Raw genomic sequence first — 22,875 nt, 5'->3', positions numbered from 1 at the left:
CAGGTCAGACGAGGTCGTTGCGGATGAGGTAGTCGGCGAGCGCGAGCCCGCCCTCACCCTTGTCGGTGACGAGCTCCACGTCGGGGCGCGGCGGGCGCGGGGCGCTCGTGACGACGGTCGCCCGAGCAGCCTGCGCGCCGACGACCTCCGGCGCGAGGCCGACGTCGGAGAGCCCGAGGACGGTGATCTCCTTGGTGCGAGCCGCCATGATGAGCTTGAAGTTGGGGTAGCGCGGGGTGTTCACGTGGTCGGTCACGGAGACGACGGCGGGGGTCGGCGCGCTGAGCACCTCCGTCACGCCGTCGAGGTCGCGCTCGATCTCGACCTGGCCGTGCTCGACGCTCAGCCTGGACGCGAGCGTGAGCTGCGGGAGCCCGAGCTCGGCGGCGACGAGGCTGGTGACGACCGAGCCGAGACCGTCGAGCGCCGCCATCCCGGTGATGACGAGGTCGACGGGGGTCTGCGCGTCGAGGGTGCGGACGGCTGCGGCGACGGCCGTGGCGGTCGCGAAGACGTCCGAGCCGGCGAGCGCGTCGTCGCCGAGGCGGACGGCGGAGTCGACACCGATCTGGAAGGCCTTGCGGAGCGCGGCGTCGGCCTCGACGGGTCCGACGGTGAGCGCGACGACCTCGCTGGTCGCCCGCTCGGCCTCGTCGAGGGCCTCGACGATCTGCAGGGCGGCCTCGACGGCGTTCTCGTCGAGCTCGTTGAGGGTGCCGTCCTCAGCACCGCGCCTGACCCGGCCCTCGGGGGTGAGCCCTCGGTCGGAATGGATGTCGGGGACGTGCTTGACCGGGACGACGATCCTCATAGTGCCGCTCTCTCTTCCGTCGCGATGATCCTGCTGAAGCCTACAACGGGGCCGCGACGCGACCGGGCCGGTCGGGCGGCGCTGGAGAGGTCGGCGACGAGCCACAATAGGGCCATGAGCGACACACGAGCCGCCTCCGTCCACGGTCCGGTCCCACCCTTCGGGGTCCACCTCGACGGCGGTGGCGTCCGCGTCTCGGTGCTGGCCTCGCACGCGACCGGGGTCGACCTCTGCCTGATCGACGTGGTGCGGTCCGCCCCGGGCGCAGAGCCCCGCTACACCGAGCGGCGGGTGCCGCTGACCGAGCGTGCGTACGGCGTGTGGCACGGCTACGTGCCGGGCGTGCACGAGGGTCAGCGCTACGGGTTCAGGACCTACGGGCCCTGGGACCCGGCGGCCGGTCTGCGGCACAACCCGGCCAAGCTGCTGGTGGACCCCTATGCCCGCGGGATCGTCGGCGAGCTCGACTTCGGCCCGGAGACCTACGGCCACGTCGCCCACGTCGAGCCCGTCGGCGGGGCGCAGACCGCACCCACCGCAACCATCGCACCCACCGCACCCACCGCACCCACCGCACCCACCGCACCTGCGAGCCTCATGGGGGTGGCCGACCTCGCCCGCACGGACGACGCTGACCAGACGTCCCTCCCCGGCGTCCCCCGCACGCGCACACCGATGCTCGGCAGGCACGTCGTCGGCGACCCCTACGGCCCCGCTGACGACCGTGACTCCCTCGGCTCGGTGCCGCACTCGGTCGTCGTCGGGCCGCGCCACCACCACCCACCCGTCCGCCGCCCGCAGGTGCCGTGGCGCGACACCGTGATCTACGAGGCGCACGTGCGCGGGCTGACCCAGCAGCTCGCCGCAGTGCCCCAGCACCTGCGCGGTACCTACGCAGGTCTGGCGCACCCCGCCACCATCACGCACCTCAAAGACCTGGGCATCACCACGGTCGAGCTCCTGCCGATCCACGCCTTCGTCCCCGAGCCGCACCTCGTGACCAAGGGGCTGACCAACTACTGGGGCTACAACACGATCGGGTTCTTCGCCCCGCACAGCGGGTACGCGACGGCTGCAGCCCAGGCTGCAGGCCCGGGAGCCGTCCTCGACGAGGTCAAGGGCATGGTGCACCTGCTCCACGAGGCCGGTCTCGAGGTCCTCCTCGACGTCGTCTACAACCACACCTGCGAAGGGGGTGCGCCCGGTCAGCACATCGGCTGGCGGGGCCTCGACAACAGCGCGTACTACCTGCACGACGGCGGCTCGCCAGCACGGCTCGTCGACGTCACGGGGTGCGGCAACTCCCTGGACTTCAGCAGGCCGCGCGTCGTCCAGATGGCGCTCGACTCCTTGCGCTACTGGGCGCAGGAGGTCGGCGTGGACGGTTTCAGGTTCGACCTCGCCGTGACGCTCGGCCGCGACCACGCAGGCTTCACCTCGAACCACCCCTTCCTCGTGGGGCTGCAGACCGACCCCGTGATCAACCAGCTCAAGCTCGTCGCCGAACCGTGGGACGTCGGCATGGGCGGGTGGCAGACCGGCGGCTTCCCCGCACCGATGGCCGAGTGGAACGACAGGTTCCGCAACGCGACCCGCTCCTTCTGGCTCTCCGACCCCGCCGCCGCCGCCCACGGGCGCGGGGGCCACGGGATCCGCGAGCTCGCGACACGGCTCGCCGGGTCGGCTGACCTCTTCGGGCACTCAGACCCGCCGCTCGTGCGTGGCGCGATCGCCTCGGTCAACTACGTGACCGCCCACGACGGCTTCACGCTCGCCGACCTCGTCGCCTACGAGCACAAGCACAACCAGGCCAACGGTGAAGACGGCCGTGACGGCAGCGACGACAACCGCTCCTGGAACCACGGCATCGAGGGGCCGGTCCCGGCCGACTCGCTCGGCATGGAGATCGCTCCCCTGCGGCGCCGGTCGATCCGCAACCTGCTCGGCATGCTGCTGCTCTCCGCAGGCACCCCGATGATCACGGCCGGGGACGAGACCGGACGGACGCAGGGCGGCAACAACAACGCCTACTGCCAGGACAACGAGATCTCGTGGGTGGACTGGGACCTCACCCCGTGGCGAGAAGACCTCCTGGCCACCACCCAGCACCTGCTGCGCCTGCGGCGCGAGCACCTCGCGCTGCGCGTCGACGGGTTCTTCCTCGGCCACCCCCAGCCCGAGGACGAGCCCGGTCAGCCGGACCTCGCCTGGTACGACGCCGAGGCATCACCCGTCTCGCACGAGCAGTGGCACGACACCAGCACCCGGATCGTGCAGATGCTGCGCCGCGAGCGCCGAGGCCACGACGACCAGGAGATCGACGACTCGCACGTGCTGCTCGTCCTCAACGGCACCCTGGACGACGTCCACGTGACGCTCGCCGGGCGCGGCAACAGCTCGCGCGCCTGGACCCTCGCGTGGGACTCCGCGTGGGAGCACCCTGACGACCGCGAGCTGGCCGCGGACGGCGGACCGCACGACGTGGCGGCGGGGACGCGGGTCCACCTCGAGCCGCTGAGCATGCAGGTCTACCTCGCGTACCTGGACCACGCGTGAGCGGCCCGCAGGCTCCTGTCCTGTGGGAGGTCGTCGACCCGACGTCTGACGCGGCCCGGCAGATCCTCACGGAGTACTTCGACGACATCGTCGGCCGGTACTGGGGACGCCCGGCCACCCCGACCGAGGTCGCGACGGCGATGACCGACGAGCCGAGCGACGACCTCCAGGTACCGACGGGGCTGCTGCTCGTCGGCTCGGTAGACGGGACACCCGTCGCGTGCGGCGGGGTGCGGCTCGTCGGCGGCGGCGTCGGAGACCTCACGCGCATCTTCGTCTCCCCCGCCGTGCGCGGGAGGGGGCTGGGGGCCGGGCTCGTGGCCCGGCTCGAGGCGCTCGCGGTCGAGGCCGGGGTGCGGACGCTGCGCCTGGACGTGCGGGCCGACCTCGCGCAGGCCCGCTCGCTGTACCAGCGCCTGGGCTTCGTGGACGTCCCCAGGTTCAGCGACGCCCGCTACGCCGACCACTGGATGGCAAAAGAGCTGACCGCGCCCGCTCAGACGTCGAGCGCCCCTACGGTCTGACCGAAGAGCTCGACCCCTGTCGGCACAAAACCGAGCCGCAGGTAGAAGCCCTCGGGCCCACCCTCATCGCGCTCCCACAGGACCGTGATGCGGGAGGTCCCACGGCGGCGCGCCTCGGCGACCACCTGCTCGACCGCATAGCGCCCGACCCCTGTCCCCTGGGCCGACGCGTCGACGAGCAGCCGCCAGATGCCGGCCCGGAGCTCTTCGAGGTCGTTCTCCGGGTCGAAGCTCGCCATGACAAAACCGACCGCGACCCCGTCGCGCAGCACCACCCGCGGCCAGGCCGAGGGGTTGACGTAGGCCTCGGCGACGGACTCCAGGACCGACGCCACGAGACCCTCCTGGCCAGGGGCGAGGCGCAGGCCGACAGCCGCTGGCAGGTTCTGCGGGGTGAGCTCGGCGAGCGTCAGGCTGGTCATCCCCCGAGTGTAGGCAGACACCCCCGCCGGGAGACCCGGCGGGGGTGTCTGGTCCCTCTCACGCGCAGGGCGTCAGAAGGTCGGTGAGGCGAGGAGGTCAGGCGTTGCTGACCAGCCCGAGCTCGGCCACGTTGGCGAGGCCGGCGTGCCGCGGCACGACCCGGACCGTGTAGCCGAAGGCCCCGGAGAAGTCGAGGACGATCTCCCCGCCGAAGGCGAAGCGTCCGTTCTCGTACTCTTCGGTGACCTCGAGGGACTGCGTCTCGAAGCTCGACATCTCGTCGGACTCGGAGACCTTGCCGTGCACCACCTGCACGTCGACGTCGGCGGGCGTCAGCGCACCGAGCGAGACGTAGGCCCTGACGGCGAGCCTGTCACCGACCTGCGGGGACTCCCCGAGCCCTGCGGACTCGACGTGGTCGACGCGGACCTGCGACCAGTCGGAACGGACCGTGGCCTTCCAGCCCGCGAGGTCCTTGGCCCCCGCGTAGCCCGAGCCGTGCAGCTCCCTGCCCGCGACAGCAGCCGGGGCGTAGAGGTGCCGGACGTAGTCCTCGACCATGCGGGTCGCCTGGACCTTGGGGCCCAGGGTCGCGAGGGTGTGCCGGACCTGCTGCAGCCAGTGCTGCGGTGTCCCGTCCTCGCCCCGGTCGTAGAAGCGCTGGGCGACCTGGGACTCGATGAGGTCGTAGAGCGCAGCCGCCTCGAGGTCGTCACGACGGTCTGCGTCTTCGACGCCGTCAGCTGTCGGGATGGCCCAGCCGTTCTCGCCGTCGAACCACTCGTCCCACCAGCCGTCGAGGATCGACAGGTTCAGGCCACCGTTGAGCGCGGCCTTCATGCCCGAGGTGCCGCAGGCCTCGAGGGGGCGCAGCGGGTTGTTGAGCCACACGTCGCAGCCCGGGTACAGCGTCTGGGCCATGCCGATGTCGTAGTTCGGCAGGAACACGATGCGGTGGCGCACCGCGGGGTCGTCCGTGAACTTCACGAGCTGCTGGATGAGGCGCTTCCCCTGGTCGTCGGCCGGGTGCGACTTGCCGGCGATGATCAGCTGGACAGGGCGCTCGGGGTCGAGCAGGAGCGCGCGCAGGCGGTCAGGGTCGCGCAGCATGAGCGTGAGCCGCTTGTACGTCGGGACACGACGGGCGAACCCGATGGTCAGGACGTCGGGCGAGAGCGCCTCGTCGACCCAGCCGAGCTCGGCAGGGCTCGCGCCGCGCTTGCGCCAGGACTTGCGCAGGCGGGCCCGCGCGTCCTCGACGGTCTGCGCCCGCAGCTCGCGGCGCAGCGCGAACAGCTCGGCGTCGGTGATGGCCGAGGGGTCGAGCCAGCCTGTCGAGTCCGCGAGCGCCTCGGGGGTGAAGCGGCTCTCGGCGAGCTCGCTCACGCGGCGGTCGACCCAGGTCGGGGCGTGCACGCCGTTGGTGATCGAGCTGATCGGCACCTCAGAGCCGTCGAAGCCCGGCCACAGACCGTTGAACATGCCGCGAGACACCTCGCCGTGCAGCAGCGAGACACCGTTGGCACGGCCGCCGAGACGCAGGCCCATGACGGCCATGTTGAAGACCGTCGGGTCCCCACCCTCGTAGTCCTCGGCCCCGAGCGCGAGGACGCGGTCGAGCGGGACACCGGCGATCTCGTTGGCCCCGCCGAAGTACTGGCTGATGGTGTCGACACCAAAACGGTCGATACCCGCAGGGACGGGGGTGTGCGTGGTGAAGACCGTCGCGGAGCGGACGGCCTCGAGGGCCTCGTCGAAGCCGAGACCGTGCTGCGAGACGAGCTCGGCCACCCGCTCCACGCCGAGGAACCCTGCGTGGCCCTCGTTGGTGTGGTAGACCTCGGGCTCCGGTGCCCCGGTCAGGCGGGACCACAGGCGCAGCGCACGGACGCCGCCGACACCGAGCAGGAGCTCCTGCTGGAGCCTGTGCTCGCCGCCGCCACCGTAGAGGCGGTCGGTGACCTTGCGGGCGAGGTCGTCGTTCTCGGGGATGTTCGAGTCGAGGAGCAGCAGCGGGACGCGGCCGACGGCAGCCATCCACACGTGGGCGTGCAGCATCCGGTCGCCAGGCAGGTTGATCGAGACGGTCGCCGGGGTGCCGTCGTCCTCACGGACCAGCGTGACGGGCATGGCGTCGGGGTCGAGCAGCGGGTAGTCCTCGACCTGCCAGCCGTCGCGCGTGAGGGACTGGACGAAGTACCCGGCACCGTAGAGCAGGCCGACGCCGACGATCGGCACACCGAGGTCGGAGGCGCTCTTGAGGTGGTCGCCCGCGAGGATGCCGAGGCCGCCCGAGTACTGGGGCAGGACCTTGGTGATGCCGAACTCGGGCGAGAAGTACGCGATCGCGGCGGGCAGGTCGTCACCTGCGCCCTGGTACCAGCGCGGCTCGGTGAGGTACGTGCGCAGGCCTGCGGCCTCCACGCGGACACGCTCGACGAGCCCGGCGTCGGCGGCGAGGGCCGCGAGCTTCTCGGGGCTCAGCGCACCGAGGAGCGAGACGGGGTCGCCCTTGACCGAGGCCCACAGGGCAGGGTCGAGGCTCTCGAACAGGTCCCGGGTCGGGCCGTGCCACGACCAGCGGAGGTTGTGGGCCAGCTCGTCGAGATCGTGGAGCGCGGCGGGGAGGACGGTGCGGACGGTGAACCTGCGGATGGCTTTCACCTGGCTGACACTAACCACCCGACGGGCACCCCGTCACCAGTTCTCGGTAAATTCTCTGCAAGATCTGAAAAGGGTTGCTCGGAAGGGTGCCCGGACCCTCACGACCTGGGCCCTCTGTCCCGGTCAGGACGTCGCCGAGCACCACCAGGATCGCCTCCCGAGTGTCCGGACCGGCCAGGAGTCGGTAGGTTCGTCAGGTGACCTCCAAGCGCAGCGCGAAGCAGTCCTCGCGAACCAGTCCTGCACCCGCTCCGGCCGCCACCACTGACCCCACCAGCAGCGCGACCCCGAGCGCCGCCGCGGCACAGCCCGTCGGTCGGCACACCGCTGACGACTCCCCCGCAGCGGTGGCCGTCCTGGTCGACCCGATCGGCCGCATCCCCGTCGTCGACGTCGCCCCCGTGATCGCCGAGGGCCGCTGGCCCGCGAAGGCGAGCGTCGGCGAGGTCGTCCCCGTCGAGGCGACGGTCTTCCGCGAGGGGCACGACGCCGTCGCGGCCACAGCCGTCCTCGTCTCGCCCACGGGCGATCGCCACGAGGCCCGGATGGTCGACATCGCGCCCGGCCTCGACCGCTTCCGCGCCGAGATCGTCCCCGGCGAGGTCGGCGCCTGGACCCTCCTGGTCGAGGGCTGGTCCGACCCCTACGGCACCTGGGAGCACGACGCGACCGTCAAGATCGAGGCCGGCGTCGACGTCGACCTCATGCTCGCCGAGGGCGCAGCGCTCTTCGAGCGCGTCGCCGCCCTGCCCGGCCTCTCCCCCGAGGACGCCCAGGTGGTCGCCGGCACCGTGACGGCCCTGCGCGACACGAGCAGGCCCCCCGAGGTCAGGCTCGCCGCAGGCACCGCCCCCGAGGTGCACGCCGTCCTCGCACGGACCCCTTTGCGCGACATGGTCTCGCCCAGCCGCGCGTACCCGCTCCAGGTCGACAGGCCGCTCGCGCTCGCGGGCTCCTGGTACGAGTTCTTCCCGCGGTCGGAGGGTGCACGCCTCGACGAGACGACGGGCACCTGGGTGTCCGGCACCTTCTCGACGGCGGCCGAGCGCCTGCCGGCGATCGCCGAGATGGGCTTCGACGTCGTCTACCTCACGCCGATCCACCCGATCGGCACGACGAACCGCAAGGGTCGCAACAACACCCTCGACCCGCAGCCTGGCGATCCCGGGTCGCCCTACGGCATCGGCTCGGCCGACGGCGGGCACGACGCGATCCACCCCGAGCTCGGCACCTTCGCCGACTTCGACGCCTTCGTCGCCCGCTCGCGCGGGCTCGGCATGGAGATCGCCCTCGACCTGGCGCTCCAGTGCTCCCCGGACCACCCGTGGGTCACCGAGCACCCCGAGTGGTTCACCACCCGGGTCGACGGGTCGATCGCCTACGCCGAGAACCCGCCGAAGAAGTACCAGGACATCTACCCCCTGAACTTCGACAACGACCCCGAGGGCATCTACACCGAGATCCTGCGGGTCGTCAGGCTGTGGATCGAGCACGGCGTGACCGCCTTCCGCGTCGACAACCCGCACACCAAGCCGCTGCCCTTCTGGGAGCGCCTGATCGCCGAGGTCCGCACGACGAACCCCGAGGTGATCTTCCTCGCGGAGGCCTTCACCAAGCCCGCGATGATGCACACCCTCGCGAAGATCGGGTTCCACCAGTCGTACACGTACTTCACGTGGCGGAACACCAAGGAAGAGCTCACTGAGTACCTGGAAGAGGTCTCAGGTCCCTCGGGCTCCTACATGCGTCCGAGCTTCTGGCCGACGACCCACGACATCCTCCCGCCGTACCTGCAGGAGGGCGGCGTGGCCGCCTTCGCGATCCGTGCTGTCCTCGCAGCGACGGCGTCCCCGACGTGGGGCATCTACTCCGGCTACGAGCTCGCCGAGCGCGTGCCGCGCCCGGGCGTCGAAGAGCAGATCGACAACGAGAAGTACGAGCTCAAGCAGCGCGACTGGTCGCAGGCCGCGACCGTGGGCATCTCGACCCTGCTCACCCGCCTCAACGAGATCCGCCGCGAGCACCCCGCGCTGCGCCAGCTGCGCAACCTCACGGTGCACCCGACGACGGACGACTCGATCTTGGCCTTCTCCTCCCACCTCGCGGCCGAGCACTCCCCGACGGGCGTCGCCGACACCGTGGTGACAGTCCTCAACCTCGACCCGCACAGCACCCGCTCGGCGATGGTCTGGTTCGACATGGCTGCCCTCGATCTCGACGACGCATCGGGCCACCCCGCGGCCTTCGCCGCCCACGACCTGCTCACCGGAGAGACCTACTCCTGGGGCTCGCAGGCCTTTGTCCAGCTCGACCCCTGGGCCAACTGCGCCCACATCATCGACGTGAGGCCGCTATGACGCGCGCGACCGACCCGCCCACCATGCCGATCCCCGTGGGCGCGCTGCCGCCCCGGCGCCAGCCCACCGCCCCGGGCGGCGGTGCGAGCGACGAGGCCATGGAGACCGAGCACACCTTCCCCGGGCTGACCGACGACCCCGAGTGGTTCAAGACGGCCGTCTTCTACGAGGTGATCGTCCGGGCCTTCTCCGACTCGACAGGCGCCGGCTCGGGTGACCTCCGCGGGCTGATCCAGCGCCTGGACTACCTCCAGTGGCTCGGCATCGACTGCCTGTGGCTGCCGCCGTTCTACCCCTCGCCGCTGCGCGACGGCGGGTACGACGTCGCCGACTACACGGCGATCGCCTCGCAGTACGGGGCCATGAGCGACTTCACCGAGCTCATCGACGAGGCGCACAAGCGCGGCATCCGCGTGGTCATCGACCTCGTCATGAACCACACGAGCGACGAGCACCCGTGGTTCCAGGCGTCGCGCTCGGACCCCGAGGGTCCCTACGGCGACTTCTACGTGTGGAACGACGAGAACACGAAGTACCAGGACGCCCGCATCATCTTCGTGGACACCGAGACGTCCAACTGGACCTTCGACCCCGTGCGCCGGCAGTACTTCTGGCACAGGTTCTTCTCGCACCAGCCCGACCTCAACTTCGAGAACCCGAAGGTCGTCGACGCGATGATCGACGTCGCGCGGTTCTGGTGCCAGGTCGGCGTCGACGGCTTCAGGCTGGACGCGGTCCCGTACCTCTTCGAGGACGAGGGCACCAACTGCGAGAACCTCCCGGCGACCCACGAGTTCCTGCGGACCGTCCGCAAGGTGATCGACACGGAGTTCCCGGGGCGCATCATGCTCGCCGAGGCGAACCAGTGGCCCGAGGAGGTCGTCGAGTACTACGGGACCGACGAAGACCCCGAGTGCCACATGTGCTTCCACTTCCCGGTGATGCCGCGCATCTTCTACTCGATCAAGGACCAGCGCGCCAAGCCGATCCTCGACATCCTCGCGGACACCCCGGCGATCCCGGCCGGTGCCCAGTGGGGCACGTTCCTGCGCAACCACGACGAGCTCACCCTCGAGATGGTCTCGACCGAAGAGCGCGCATCGATGTACGGCTGGTACGCACCGGACCCCCGGATGCGCGCCAACGTCGGCATCCGGCGCCGGCTCGCGCCGCTGCTCGACAACTCCCGCAAGGAGATCGAGCTGGCGCACGCGCTGCTGCTCTCGCTCCCGGGCAGCCCGTGCCTGTACTACGGCGACGAGATCGGCATGGGCGACAACATCTGGTTGCCCGACCGCGACGCCGTGCGTACCCCGATGCAGTGGACCCCGGACCGCAACGCCGGGTTCTCCACGGCTGACCCGGGCAAGCTGTACCTGCCGCTCATCCAGTCGCTCGTGCACAACTACCAGCACGCGAACGTCGAGGCCCAGTGGGCCCAGCCGACCTCGCTGCTGCACTGGGTGCACGGCATGCTCAAGGTCCGCCGCCAGCACCCCGCCTTCGGGACCGGCACCTTCGTGCCCCTCGAGGCGGACAACGAGTCTGTGCTCGCGTTCTTGCGCGTGACTGCGGACGAGACGCTGCTGTGCGTGACGAACCTCGCATCGACCGCACGATCGGCCAAGATCAGCCTCCCCGGGTACGCCGGCGCGCAGCTCACCGACGTGTTCGGGGGTTCTCCACTCGGCTCGACGGGCGCCGAGGGCGAGGTCGTGGTCACCTTGGGTTCACGCGACTTCTACTGGCTCTCCGTCGCCCGTGCCGAGGAGCCCCTCGGCACGGTGTAGACGGGAGCGACGACCGCCTCCGGGCGGTCGGTCCACGACGACGAGGACGGCAGGTTCACCCCTATGGCACACGAGAGCCCAGCACCGGAGACCTCCGAGCGTCTCGACGCCCCGGACGTCCTCGAGGCCGTGCGCGCCTGGTTGCCCGAGCGCCGGTGGTTCCCGACGACGGCCGACGCGACGTCGGTCGTCCGGGTCTCCCGGACCGACCTCGGGACCGACGAGCACGGCGCGCACGCTGTCGTCGACCTGCTGCGGGTCGCGGGGACCTCGTCCTCGTCGCCGCTGACCCTGCAGGTGCCGCTCGTGCTCGAGCCGGCCGGGACACCACCCGCGGCGGTCGACGCCCGCGGGCTGGTGGCCGTGCTCTCCGACGGCAGCCGGCTGCTCGACGGGGCGTACCACCCGGCCTTCGTGTCGGCGTGGCTCGAGAGGGCCACCTGGGCCGAGGGCTCGGGTGCTGCGGGTGGGGAGTCCAGCTCCGCCCTCAGCCCGGCACGGTTCGACGTCCGTGGCCTGCACGTCCTCACCGGCGAGCAGTCGAACACCTCGATCTTGCTGCCGTCCGTCTCCGGCGGGTCGATGCTCAAGGTCATCCGGGCGCTGGCCCCCGGGCAGAACCCCGACATCGTCGTGCCGCTGGCCCTGACCCGCGAGGGCTGGGGCGGCGTGCCCGCTCCCTATGCGTGGAGCGAGACCGCGGTCGACGAGGGCGCTGTGGTGGGCGGGGGTCCTGCGGCAGGCGAGAACGCCGCTGCTGCCCCGACCGCCCTCCCCCGGACCTGGACCACGCACACCGGGGTGCTCGCCGAGCTCGTGCCGCAGGCGCGGGACGGCTTCGAGCTCGCCTGCGACTTCGCCCGTGAGGGTCAGCCCTTCGCCAACCCGGCGCGCGAGCTCGGGACCCAGGTGGCCCAGATGCACAGCGCCCTGCGCCGCGCCTTCGCGTCCGAGGTGCACGAGGCCGACCCCGAGTGGCTGCTCGACGCGATGCACCGCAGGGTCAGGTCGGCTGCCGGGGCCAGCACGGCCGTGCGGTCCAGGGTCGACCAGATCGAGGCCTTCCTCGAGCACATGCGCGGCGTGGCCGAAGAGGCCGTCCGTCAAGGACGCCCCCTCCCCCCGGTCCAGCGCATCCACGGAGACCTCCATCTAGGCCAGGCCCTCTACAGCCCGCAGAAGGGCTGGCGCATCCTCGACTTCGAGGGCGAGCCTCTGCGTCCGCTCGCCGAGCGCACCCGTCCGGACCTGGGCGAGCGCGACGTGGCCGGCATGCTGCGCTCCTTCGACTACGCCTCCGCGGTCGGCGGGGCGACGTCGAGCGAGTGGGCACGCTCGGCCCGCCGCGCCTTCCTCGAGGGCTACACGGGATACCTCAGCGTCCCGGGTGCCCTCGGTTTCGGCCGTCCCCCGTCGCTCGCCGACAGGGTGCTCATCCGCGACGCCTTCGAGCTCGACAAGGCCCTCTACGAGGTCGTCTACGAAGAGCGCAACAGGCCCTCCTGGATCTCGATCCCGCTCGACGCCGTCGACCGCGTGCTCAGCGGGCTGCCCACGCCCCTCACCTCGGCAGACGCCGGACGCCCCGGCCGCGGTGCCTGACCGTCCACCGTCCGCCCCGTCGTGCGCGCCTGGCCCTGCACGACCCTCTCGACCATGGAATGGTAGGGCTATGACCGACTCTGAAGCACCGGCTCCCGCAGCGTCCCGGGTCCCTGCGACCCTCGACGACCTCGCAGCCGTCGCGCACGGCACCTTCTTCGCCCCGCACAGCGTCCTCGGCGGGCACGTCGACCCAGGCTCGGGGGCCGTGACGGTCCGCGTGGTGCGCCCCCTCGCCGACGAGGTGGAGATCCTCACCGAGCACGGGGCCACCCCCGCCGAGCACGAGCACGAGGGCGTGTGGGCCGCGGTCCTGCCCGACGCCGGCGGGCACGTCCCGGACTACCGCGTGAGGGCCCGCTACGGCGAGGACGTGACAGTCGCCGACGACCCGTACAGGTTCTTGCCGACTGTCGGCGAGCTCGACCAGCACCTCGTCCGCGAGGGCCGCCACGAAGAGCTCTGGACAGTCCTGGGTGCGAACACCAAGACCTTCCCCGGCACGCTCGGCGAGGTCCACGGGACCGCCTTCGCGGTCTGGGCTCCCAACGCGCGCGCCGTCCGCGTGATCGGCGACTTCAACACCTGGTCCGGCTCGAGCCACCCGATGCGGTCCCTCGGCTCGACAGGTCTGTGGGAGCTGTTCGTCCCTGACGTCACCGCCGGGTCCCGCTACAAGTTCGAGATCCTCTCGGCCGACGGCTCGTGGCACCAGAAGGCCGACCCCATGGCCCAGGGCACCGAGATCCCGCCGGCCACGGCGTCGGTCGTCGTCGAGTCCGCCTACGAGTGGCAGGACGCCGACTGGCTCGAGCGTCGGGCCGCGGACGACCCGCACAACGCGCCGCTGAGCATCTACGAGGTCCACCTCGGCTCGTGGCGCCAGACGCTCTCGTACCGCGAGCTCGCCGAGCAGCTGACCGACTACGTGGTCGACATGGGCTTCACGCACGTCGAGCTCATGCCCGTCGCGGAGCACCCCTTCGGCGGTTCCTGGGGCTACCAGGTGACGTCCTACTACGCACCGACCTCACGCTTCGGGCACCCCGACGACTTCAGGTTCCTCGTCGACTCGCTCCACCAGGCGGGGATCGGCGTGATCGTCGACTGGGTCCCCGCGCACTTCCCGAAGGACTCGTGGGCTCTGGCCCGTTTCGACGGGACGCCGCTCTACGAGCACCCGGACCCCATGCTCGGTGAGCAGCAGGACTGGGGCACCTACGTGTTCAACTTCGGCCGGCCCGAGGTGCGCAACTTCCTCGTCGCCAACGCGACCTACTGGCTCGAGGAGTTCCACGTCGACGCGCTGCGCGTCGACGCCGTGGCCTCGATGCTCTACCTCGACTACTCCCGCGAGCCCGGCCAGTGGCGACCGAACGTCCACGGCGGGCGCGAGAACCTCGAGGCGATCGCGTTCCTGCAGGAGACCAACGCGACGGCCTACCGCCGCACCCCCGGGATCATGATGATCGCCGAGGAGTCGACCGCGTGGCCCGGCGTCACGAAGCCGACCGACGGTGGCGGGCTCGGCTTCGGCCTCAAGTGGAACATGGGGTGGATGAACGACACCCTCCGGTACCTGGCCGAGGAGCCCGTCAACCGGCGGTACCACCACCACGAGGCGACGTTCTCGCTGGTGTACGCCTACTCCGAGCAGTTCGTGCTGCCGATCAGCCACGACGAGGTCGTGCACGGCAAGGGCTCGTTGCTGCGCAAGATGCCCGGAGACGACTGGCAGCAGCTCGCCGGGGTCCGCACGCTCTTCGCGTACCAGTGGGCGCACCCGGGCAAGCAGCTGACCTTCATGGGCAACGAGCTGGCCCAGGGCACCGAGTGGGCCGAGTCGCGCAGCCTCGACTGGTACCTGCTCGACCACGCCCCGCACGCCGGGGTCCAGCGGCTCGTGCGTGACCTCAACACGGTCTACCGCGACCACCCGGCGCTGTGGGCTCTCGACCACGACCCCGCGGGCTTCGAGTGGCTCGACGCCTCGGACGCCGACCACAACGTGCTGTCGTTCCTGCGCAGGGACCGCGAGGGCAACGTCATGGCCGTCGTCATCAACTTCGCCGGGACGCCGCACCTCGACTACAGGCTGCCCCTGCCCTCGGGCGGGACGTGGCGTGAGGTCATGAACACCGACGCGCAGGTCTACGGCGGGTCCGGGGTGGGCAACCTGGGAGCCGTGCACTCCGACGACGTCCCCTGGACCGGTCGGCCGTTCTCGGCGCTCGTTCAGGTCCCGCCGCTCGGGGCCGTGTACCTGACGCCCGAGGGCTGACGGGCAGACGAGACGGCGCATCTTCTCGATTCGCCGAGAATTCACCCCGATGCGCGTACATTCCTCAAGAATTACTCCCCAGCACCGGGTCGTAGGTCCTCGAGAACCTCGACCCGTGAGTGGTAACTTGCGGTGCGGAAATCCTCCGCGCGCGGCTGGGTCTGATGAGACCCAGCCGCACCGGTACCACGCAAGGGGAGTTTCATGGGTCCGGTCCGACGTAGGACATCGCATCACCTCACAGTGCTTCTCGCATTCCTCCTGCTCCTCGGTGGGCAGGTTCTGGTAGCGCCGGCTGCCAGCGCCTCGACTGTCGACGGCGAGATCTCCCGCTCGGAGATTCTCGCGCGGGCGAACTTCTGGGTCAGCCGCAACGTCCCGTACAACCAAGGCCTCTCGACCGGAGACATCGACGGCCGGAAGTACCGTCAAGACTGTTCCGGCTTCGTCTCTATGGCCTGGCACCTTCCGACGAGCGCATCCACCCGCACGCTGTCGACCTACGGCAACCGGCTCTCCAGCCTTGATCAGCTGCAGCCTGGAGATATGCTCCTCGACGCGGGCACCCACAGCTCCCTCTTCGTCGGCTGGAACAACTCGTCCCACACCTCAGCGACAATCTGGCACGAGTCGACACCAGGGGTAGGAACGGTAGCGGCGACCTGGACTCGCGCCACGATGGGAAAGTACGTCCCATACTCCTACAAGAAGGTAGTCGGCGACACCGCGACAAACCCTAACCCCGGCATCCTGAAGCGCGAGGTCTTCGAGTCCGCGAGCAGCACGGGATGGTCCGCGCTACCGACCGGGATCGCCGGAGAAGCCGTGGCCTCGATCACCATGGACGGCGTCAAGTACATCTACACCGTCAATGACGGGATCGTCTACGAGGCAGCGTCGAACAACAACTGGAAGAACCTCAGTACTCAGATCACCAGCAGCGGTGGAGTTGCCGCTATCGCGATCGACGGGGTCAAGTACGTCTACACAGTGAACGGTGGCCAGGTCTACGAGGCAGCCTCCAACAACAGCTGGAAGAACCTCAACTCCGGGATACCCACCAGCGGACCCGTCGCAGTCACCTCGATGGGCGGCGTCAAGTACGTCTACACCGTCAACGGTGGCCAGGTCTACGAGGCAGCCTCCAACAACAGCTGGAAGAACCTCAACTCCGGGATACCCACCAGCGGACCCGTCGCAGTCACCTCGATGGGCGGCGTCAAGTACGTCTACACCGTCAACGGTGGCCAGGTCTACGAGGCAGCCTCCAACAACAGCTGGAAGAACCTCAACTCCGGGATCCCCAGCCGGGGACCGCTGGCTGCGACGTCAGCCGACGGGGTCAACTACGTGTACACGGTCAACGGCGGCCAGGTCTACGAGGCAGCCTCCAACAACAGCTGGAAGAGCCTGAACTCGGGCATCTTCAGCACTACCGGCGTGGCAGCCACCGAGATGGGCGGCATCAAGTACGTCTACACGATGTGACCTTCGTGGACACCTGACCCCGCGCTCGACTCACGTCGACTGGACGACCGTCGTGGTCCGAGCGAGGCGTCCGCTTGAAGGCGCAGGTGAGCCGCTGGCGATCGGGAGATCCCAGCGGCTCGCCTGCGCTCTGTCGTTCAGCTCGTCACCGCCGACCGGCTGGAATCGCTGACGTCAGTAGAGCGCGTTCGTCAGGGCGCGGCGGGCCGGTGCGACCCGCGGGTCCTGCGGGCCGAGGAGGTCGAAGTACTCCACGAGACGCTTGCGGAGCACGTCCTTGTCCTCGGCGTCGGGGACGAGCTCGATGAGACGGCCCAGGGCGTCTTCCACCTTGCCACCCAGGAGATCGAGGTCGGCCACGGCGAGCTGCGCCTCGACGTCCTCCGGGTGGTCGGCCGCAGCGGCACGGACCGTCGCGAGGTCCGCCCCGCGGGTGCGGAGCAGGAGGCGCGCCTGCGCCAGACCTGCGGTCGCGAGGTGGTCGCGAGGGTCTTCGCGCAGTGCCTGCTCGTAGGCCGCGACGGCCGTCTCGAGGTCGTCGGCCTCGATCGCGTCGTAGGCCTTCTGGTGCAGCGGGGGGAGCTCGGGCTCAGGCTCGGCTGCGACAGCGGGGACCGTCGGCTGCTGGCCCTCCGGCGGGGCCAGGACACCTGTCACACCGTTCGCCTCGGCGGCGGTCAGGAGCTCGTCGAGGACAGAGCGGATCTGTGCCTCGTCGGCGATCCCCTGGAACAGCGGGACCGGCTGCTGGGCGAGGACCGCGACGACAGTCGGGAAGGCCTGGACCTGGAAGGCCTGGGCGATCTGCGGGTAGGCGGTCGCGTCGATCCGGACGAGCAAGAACCGTCCGGCGTACTCGGCGGTCAAGGCCCCGAGGGTCGTCGCGAGACGTGCGTTCTCGGCGTCGGTCGGCATCCACAGGAGGGCCACCACGGGGACCTGGGCCGACTGCTGGACGACCGAGGGGAACATCTCGTCGGTGATGTCGACGACGAAGCCGCCGGCTGCGGGCGCTCCTCCCGGGGCTCCGGGCGGCGGCGCGCTCGGACGGCCGAGCGAGGACAGGTCGACCGCTCCGCGGACGTCGAACTGGGGACCGGGTGCGCCAGGCTGACTCATGGGGACTATCTTTCCATCCGTCGGTGACAAGGGAGACGGCTCGCCGTCCGAGCTGGACGGGGCGGGCCTGAGGGCTCGGACCACTCTACCGAGAGAGACGGCCACCCACCGGGCGGCCGTCTCTGAGCTGCTGCTGCCGGACCAGGAGCCCCCGCGAGCCCGTCAGGCTGCTGGGGGGCGGAGCGATCCCTGCGAGGGTCGGGGACCCGGGACGGTCAGGGGATCGACGCCGAGGTCGTGAGGAACTCGCTCCCGACAGCCTGCATCCCGGTCTCGCCGCCGTCCGCCGGCGGGACGTAGATGCCGACGACGATCGTCCGGCCCCACGACACGGAGTTGGAGTCGGGGGTGTCTCCGATCAGCGCGCGCTGCGAGGCTGCCGGGGACACGATCGCGCCCTCTTCACCCGTCAGGGTCGACGCGGAGTCGATCTGTGCGACCACGAGCGCACCGCCGTCGGCGGTCCGCACCGAGCGCAGGGCACCCTCGGGCGCCGAGTAGGTCTCGGTGTAGGTGCCGGCGAGCTCGGCCGCGATCGCCGTCTGCTTCGTGAAGGAGTCGGCCATCGCGGCCCGCAGCGGGTCGGCCGCGAAGTCCGCCGCGTAGGCAGAGCCCTCACGCGAGGCCAGCACGTCGACGTAACGGGCGACGGCGTCGGCCGGGGTGACCAGCAGCGAGGTGTCGTCGGGGGCCACGGCCTCGGAGCCGACGCTCGGTGCGGCGAAGGTCGGCAGGGTGATCGAGGGGAACAACCGGATCCAGGCCCAGAGCTGGTACTGAGCGCGCGCCGAGTCCTGGCCCAGCACGAACAGGCGCTCGGTCCCGAGGTCGTCGGGACGTGCCGACACCGCCATCGAGGTGCGTGGCCAGGTCTGGGTCGTCGGGAGGATCTCGGACTGGACCGTCGTGGGGAGCTCGGTGAGCCCGTCCTGGTTGCCGACGGCCGCGGCGACCTGCAGCTCGACGGTGCGCAGGGTCAGCGCGGGGCCGGTGAGCCTGGGCGCCAGCTCGGCCGGGTCGCCCGTCTCGGAGGCCGTGGTGAGGGCGGCGCCGATGGCGTCGAAGACTGCCGCGTCCTGGGCGCTCGAGAGCACCGGGAGCGGTGTCGGCGGGGCGGGGTCGGTCTGGACCGTGGGGAGCTCGGGGGTGCACGCGGTGAGCGCGACGAGCCCGGCGGCCACGAGCACGAGGGCGCGAGGGGTGCGGCGCATCAGTCGGAGTCCTTCGAGGTGTCGTCGGTCGGTTCGGTGGTCCCGTCGGTGCGGCCGGAGCCTGTCGACGGCGTCCCGCCTGCGCCCGGCGCGGGACGCGGGGTCCCGGCCGGGTCGGTTCCGGGCCGGGCGGGCTGCGCCCACGGCGACCTGGAGGCGCTCCAGGCCGAGGGCGCCTGCTGCTGGTCGCGGCGGATCCTGCGCGCGGGTGCGCTCTCGTCGCTCGACCGCAGCGTGATCCGCTGGAACGGCGAGCCCGGGTCGACAGGCCGCGCGGCGGGTGGGCGGGCGGAGGTGGTGGAGGACGTGGGCTTCGACGACTGCGGGGCCGGGCGCTGCCCGGACGGCGTCGTCGGTGCGGACGGGGCCGTCGGAGCCGGCCGGGTCGTCGGGGCCGAGGCGGCACCGGAGGCGACAGAGGCAGTAGTCGCCGGTCCCGGACCCGCGGTCGAGGACGCCGGAGCGGTCGGAGCCTCCGGGGCCGCTGTGCTGGGCGTGCTCGCGTCCGTCGCGCCTGCGGCGCCGGAGGCACGTCCCGCGGGCGCTGTGCCAGCCGCGGCAGCCCCGGGGGCGCTCGGTCCCCCGACGGCGGCAGACCCAGGTGCGGCGTCGTCCGGCGTGGTGCCGGCCGTCCCGGTCTCCGGGGTGCGGACACCCCAGGCCGCTCGCCAGCTGGACCCTGAGGTCGAGCCCGTGCCTTCAGGGAGCCAGGCGGCACGGTGCGCCTCAGGTGACGCTGGCTTCTTGTCGGCCTCGTCGGAGTCTTCAGGCTCGGCAGGCTTCACCACGGGGATCGCACCGGTCCAGGGCCACTGACGCTTCTGTCGCGGCGCAGCAGCAGCCGCGGCCTCGGTCTCGGCTTCTTGCTGCTCGGCGAGCTCGCGCAGCTGGCGGCGGGTCAGGGCCCCGGTAGCTGGAGTCCCACCAGCAGGTGTCGGCGCCGCAGCATCGTCAGCACGGGCGGCGGGCACCACGACGGGGCGGCGACGACGGCGTCCTCGGGTGACGATCCCGTAGATCAGGCCGAGCACGACGAGCAGGACCCCGAGGGCCACGCCGGGCCAGAGGAGGGGCGTGGTCACCTCGCGCGGCCACGACAGGGTCAGCTGGGGAGCCGCTGCGTCTTCTCCCACGGCCGCGACGAGCAGCACCTGGTCGGTCGACGTCGCGTCCCAGTCGAGGGTGGCCGTGCCGGTCCCGCTCGTGGACTCGACCCACATGTCGGAGCCCGACGGGTCCGGTCCGGGGGCGGCAGGGGCTGCAGCGTCGGTCTCGGCGGTCGCCTCGGCACTGGGATCGGCGGACGCGTCGGTCGCAGCGTCCGTCGCGTCACGTGTGTCTGAACCAGCGCTCGAGACCTTCGAGACCGTGAGGGTCTCCCAGTCCGAGGCGCCAGTCACGCGCAGGGCGGGGTCTTCTCCGACCCATCCCTCGACGTCGACCTGGGACCCGAGGGCGAGCACCACCTGGGCGTCGTCGGAGGACCGCGCCGTGATGGTCACGTCGCGGTCGACGAGCGAGAGGACCCCGGGGGCGGTCGTGAGCAGGGTGGCGCCGGACTGCTCTCCGGTCGTCATCACCGCCGTGTCGCTCGGACGCCAGACGGTTGCGGACGCGACGCCGAGGCCCGCCACGACGAGCCCGACGACCACGAGGCCGACCATAACGATTCTGTGCAGCACTGAGTGTTCCCTTCCGAACCAGATCTGTCAGCGTAGCGGCCACGGGCCTCGGGTGACGTGCCAGAACGCTCACAGGACCCGCCCCGGACCGGCCCGCACGAGCCGTGTTCACGAGACCGTCGAACGGATAGGGTGGTGGCGGACCGAGCCCGGACCGCAGTCAGCCCTCGTCAGACGACGACGGCCGACGCTCCCTGGCCTCTCGTCCCCACGACCTGATCTGGCATGTGAATGTTCAGTGCAGCATGCCCTACCCCGACCCCGGAGGTCTGCAGTGTCCGACGAACGTCCGATCTTCCCTGTCGTGATGCGCGGCTACGACCGCAGCCAGGTCGACGGCCGGGTGAGGTCGCTCGAGTCGGCCCTGGCAGACGCCCAGGCACGGATCGACGCCCTGGACGCCGACGTGCGACGCACCGGCGAAGAGCTCGTCGCCGCGCAGGACCAGCTCCGCGAGATCGACCGTCCGTCCTACGCCGGGCTCGGCTCGCGGATCGAGCAGCTCATGCGCTCGGCCGAGGAGCAGTCGAGCGACGTCCTCGACCAGGCGACCCGGCAGGCCGAGGAGGCCGTCGAGCGCGCCCGCCTCACCTCCTCGCAGATGAAGGCCCGCGCCGAGAACGAGGCCGCCGAGATCCTCGCCGCCGCGCGCCGCGAGGCCGAGGAGGTCCGCTCGGCTGCGGCCAACGAGGCCCAGACCACGACAGAGTCGGCCGAGCGCCGCGCCGAAGAGCTCGTCGGTTCCGCAGAGCGTGAGGCCGCGCGCATCCAGACCGCGATCTCGACCGAGGAGACCGAGCGACGGACGGCCCTCGAGCGTGAGCTCGGGACGCTGCGCGCGACCACGGAGCGGGAGACCACAGAGCTCCGCGTCACGACCGAGCGCGACGCTGACGAGCTCCGGACACGGACCGTCGCCGAGACCACGACCCAGCGCGAAGAGGCCGACCGCTACGCCCGCGAGCTGCGCGCGGCCGCCGACGTCGAGACCGCGGAGCTGCGCCACTCGACCGAGACCGAGATGGCCGACCTGCGCCGCACGACCGAGCAGAATGCCGCCGTGCTGCGCTCGACGACAGCCCGCGAGACGGACGAGCTCCGCCAGCGGACCGAGTCGGACGCCGCAGCCCTGCGGACCGCCGTCGAAGAAGAGGCCACCGCACGGCGCAACGAGCTCGACCGCGAGCTCGCGACGCTGCGCCAGGACACCGAGGCCGAGATCGCGAAGCTCCGCTTCGGGGTCGACCAGGAGCTCGACGCGCTGCGCCTGCAGGCCGAGCACGACCTCAACGACCTGCGCTCGACCACGCAGGGGTCCGTCAACGAGCAGCTCGCGAACGCGCAGCTCCAGGCGTCGCACCTCGTCGAGACCGCGCAGCGCGAGAGCACCGAGCTGCGCGAGACCGCAGCCCGCGAGACCACCGAGCTGCGCGAGACCACGACCCGCGAGACCACCGAGCTGCGCGAGTCGACGACCATCGAGGCGGAGCGGCTCGTCTCGGACGCCCGCCGCGAGGCCGAGGACGTGCTCTCGAGCGCCCGCGACGAGGCGTCGACGATGCTCACCACAGCGCGCGAGACTCTCGCCGCCGCCGAGCTGGAGATCGCCGCCAAGCACGAGGCCGCCCAGCTGGCCGACACCGAGCTGCACGCCCAGAGCAAGGCCGAGACCGACAAGCTGCTCGGGGACGCCGAGCGGCACGCCGCCGAGGCCGAGCGCCGCGCCGCCGAGGCGCTCTCGACCTACGAGCAGATCCGCAAGGACTCCGACGCGCACGCGAAGGAGTCCGCCGAGACCGCGCGGGCTACCGCAGCCGAGATCCTCGGCTCGGCCCGCCAGCAGGCCGAGCAGACCCTGTCCGACGCCCTCGTCGAGTCCGAGCGTGAGCGGTCGACCGCCCAGCGCCAGGTCGACGACCTCAACCGTCAGCGTGAGTCCATCACGGCCTACCTGGACGAGCTGAGGTCGCTGCTCGGCAGCGAGGCGATCCCGAGCGCGCAGACCCTCGAGAAGGCTGCTGCGGTCGAGGAGTCCTTCGCCGCGGCGACCAGCGGCTCGGGGTCGGCACCCGCTGCAGCCTCGACCGACGGCACGAAGAACGGCGCCGACGAGGCCGAGAAGACCTCCGGGGCGGCACCGTCGAGCCCGGCGCCCGCGCCCAAGGCGAAGAAGGCTGCGCGTCCGGCGCCGCTGTCGGCCGCAGGCACACCGGCTCAGCAGGCCCGCAAGGCCGCGTCGGGCAAGGGTGCCCGCCCCGCGCCGGTCTCCGCGACAGGCACCGGGACACCTTCCGAGACGGGCGCATCGGACGCCGAGGCCGGGACACCTGCCTCGGACGAGACCGTCTCCCCCACCCAGGACTGACG

The 22,875-nt window shown here is 71.2% G+C and carries 14 protein-coding genes; 8 read left to right on the top strand and 6 right to left on the bottom strand.

The features are described from left to right. Positions 1–4 precede the first annotated feature (4 nt). Complete coding sequence (locus tag SANBI_RS05140; RefSeq protein ID WP_319159577.1) at positions 5–811, bottom strand: electron transfer flavoprotein subunit beta/FixA family protein; 807 nt, start codon at positions 809–811, stop codon at positions 5–7. A gap of 114 nt (positions 812–925) precedes the next feature. On the opposite strand from SANBI_RS05140, the gene glgX reads away from it, so the two are divergent. Both glgX and SANBI_RS05130 read left to right on the top strand, forming a co-directional pair. Then, a complete protein-coding gene (glgX, locus tag SANBI_RS05135; RefSeq protein ID WP_319159575.1) occupies positions 926–3,367 on the top strand; it encodes a glycogen debranching protein GlgX in 2,442 nt (813 codons plus the stop codon). After that, positions 3,364–3,891 (top strand): GNAT family N-acetyltransferase, encoded by a 528-nt coding sequence (locus SANBI_RS05130; protein WP_319159572.1) that lies wholly within the window; start codon positions 3,364–3,366, stop codon positions 3,889–3,891. The genes glgX and SANBI_RS05130 overlap by 4 nt, the downstream gene beginning before the upstream one ends. Here the strand turns inward: SANBI_RS05130 and SANBI_RS05125 are convergent. Together SANBI_RS05125 and glgP are read right to left on the bottom strand one after the other, a co-directional pair. Then, positions 3,864–4,313, bottom strand: a complete 450-nt coding sequence (locus SANBI_RS05125; protein ID WP_319159570.1) for a GNAT family N-acetyltransferase — start codon at positions 4,311–4,313, stop codon at positions 3,864–3,866. The genes SANBI_RS05130 and SANBI_RS05125 overlap by 28 nt on opposite strands. A gap of 97 nt (positions 4,314–4,410) precedes the next feature. Further along, positions 4,411–6,978 carry an alpha-glucan family phosphorylase gene (gene glgP, locus SANBI_RS05120; protein ID WP_319159568.1) on the bottom strand — a complete coding sequence of 856 codons (2,568 nt, stop codon included), beginning with the start codon at positions 6,976–6,978 and terminating at the stop codon, positions 4,411–4,413. A 197-nt stretch (positions 6,979–7,175) separates the two neighbouring features. On the opposite strand from glgP, the gene SANBI_RS05115 reads away from it, so the two are divergent. The 5 genes from SANBI_RS05115 to SANBI_RS05095 all read left to right on the top strand — a co-directional run bounded on the left by SANBI_RS05115 (position 7,176) and on the right by SANBI_RS05095 (position 16,496). Then, the gene (locus tag SANBI_RS05115) at positions 7,176–9,335 is read left to right on the top strand and encodes an alpha-1,4-glucan--maltose-1-phosphate maltosyltransferase (protein ID WP_408669738.1); all 2,160 of its coding nucleotides are present in this window, start codon (positions 7,176–7,178) and stop codon (positions 9,333–9,335) included. Beyond that, complete coding sequence (treS, locus tag SANBI_RS05110) at positions 9,332–11,125, top strand: maltose alpha-D-glucosyltransferase (RefSeq protein WP_228087647.1); 1,794 nt, start codon at positions 9,332–9,334, stop codon at positions 11,123–11,125. The genes SANBI_RS05115 and treS overlap by 4 nt, the downstream gene beginning before the upstream one ends. Positions 11,126–11,188: 63 nt before the next feature. Continuing rightward, positions 11,189–12,727, top strand: a complete 1,539-nt coding sequence (locus tag SANBI_RS05105; protein WP_319159565.1) for a maltokinase N-terminal cap-like domain-containing protein — start codon at positions 11,189–11,191, stop codon at positions 12,725–12,727. A gap of 70 nt (positions 12,728–12,797) precedes the next feature. Then, positions 12,798–15,008 (top strand): 1,4-alpha-glucan branching protein GlgB, encoded by a 2,211-nt coding sequence (gene glgB / locus SANBI_RS05100; protein WP_319159563.1) that lies wholly within the window; start codon positions 12,798–12,800, stop codon positions 15,006–15,008. Between the two features lie 243 nt (positions 15,009–15,251). Further along, complete coding sequence (locus tag SANBI_RS05095; protein ID WP_319159561.1) at positions 15,252–16,496, top strand: NlpC/P60 family protein; 1,245 nt, start codon at positions 15,252–15,254, stop codon at positions 16,494–16,496. Positions 16,497–16,670: 174 nt separating this feature from the next. On the opposite strand, the gene SANBI_RS05090 is transcribed toward SANBI_RS05095, so the two are convergent. The 3 genes from SANBI_RS05090 to SANBI_RS05080 form a co-directional block, all read right to left on the bottom strand. Then, entirely contained in the window at positions 16,671–17,615 is a 945-nt protein-coding gene (locus tag SANBI_RS05090) for a tetratricopeptide repeat protein (RefSeq protein WP_319159559.1), read from the bottom strand. A 215-nt stretch (positions 17,616–17,830) separates the two neighbouring features. Then, entirely contained in the window at positions 17,831–18,826 is a 996-nt protein-coding gene (locus SANBI_RS05085; RefSeq protein ID WP_319159557.1) for a hypothetical protein, read from the bottom strand. Further along, positions 18,826–20,490 carry a hypothetical protein gene (locus SANBI_RS05080; protein ID WP_319159554.1) on the bottom strand — a complete coding sequence of 555 codons (1,665 nt, stop codon included), beginning with the start codon at positions 20,488–20,490 and terminating at the stop codon, positions 18,826–18,828. The genes SANBI_RS05085 and SANBI_RS05080 overlap by 1 nt, the downstream gene beginning before the upstream one ends. Positions 20,491–20,782: 292 nt before the next feature. Between SANBI_RS05080 and SANBI_RS05075 the strand changes: the two genes are divergently transcribed. Next, the gene (locus SANBI_RS05075) at positions 20,783–22,873 is read left to right on the top strand and encodes a coiled-coil domain-containing protein (RefSeq protein WP_319159552.1); all 2,091 of its coding nucleotides are present in this window, start codon (positions 20,783–20,785) and stop codon (positions 22,871–22,873) included. Positions 22,874–22,875 lie beyond the last annotated feature (2 nt).

The organism is Sanguibacter biliveldensis (assembly GCF_033798665.1).
Lineage (GTDB): Bacteria > Actinomycetota > Actinomycetes > Actinomycetales > Cellulomonadaceae > Sanguibacter > Sanguibacter inulinus.
The sequence above is the reverse complement of the archived record's forward strand: the minus strand, read 5'-3'. Positions and strand labels throughout refer to the sequence as shown.

Bases quoted from the DNA above. Each gene is read 5' to 3' on its own strand.
- SANBI_RS05140 (WP_319159577.1), bottom strand. From the start codon at position 811: ATGAGGATCGTCGTCCCGGTCAAGCACGTCCCCGACATCCATTCCGAC.
- glgX (WP_319159575.1), top strand. From the start codon at position 926: ATGAGCGACACACGAGCCGCCTCCGTCCACGGTCCGGTCCCACCCTTC.
- SANBI_RS05125 (WP_319159570.1), bottom strand. From the start codon at position 4,313: ATGACCAGCCTGACGCTCGCCGAGCTCACCCCGCAGAACCTGCCAGCG.
- treS (WP_228087647.1), top strand. From the start codon at position 9,332: ATGACGCGCGCGACCGACCCGCCCACCATGCCGATCCCCGTGGGCGCG.
- SANBI_RS05105 (WP_319159565.1), top strand. From the start codon at position 11,189: ATGGCACACGAGAGCCCAGCACCGGAGACCTCCGAGCGTCTCGACGCC.
- glgB (WP_319159563.1), top strand. From the start codon at position 12,798: ATGACCGACTCTGAAGCACCGGCTCCCGCAGCGTCCCGGGTCCCTGCG.
- SANBI_RS05090 (WP_319159559.1), bottom strand. From the start codon at position 17,615: ATGAGTCAGCCTGGCGCACCCGGTCCCCAGTTCGACGTCCGCGGAGCG.
- SANBI_RS05085 (WP_319159557.1), bottom strand. From the start codon at position 18,826: ATGCGCCGCACCCCTCGCGCCCTCGTGCTCGTGGCCGCCGGGCTCGTC.
- SANBI_RS05080 (WP_319159554.1), bottom strand. From the start codon at position 20,490: ATGGTCGGCCTCGTGGTCGTCGGGCTCGTCGTGGCGGGCCTCGGCGTC.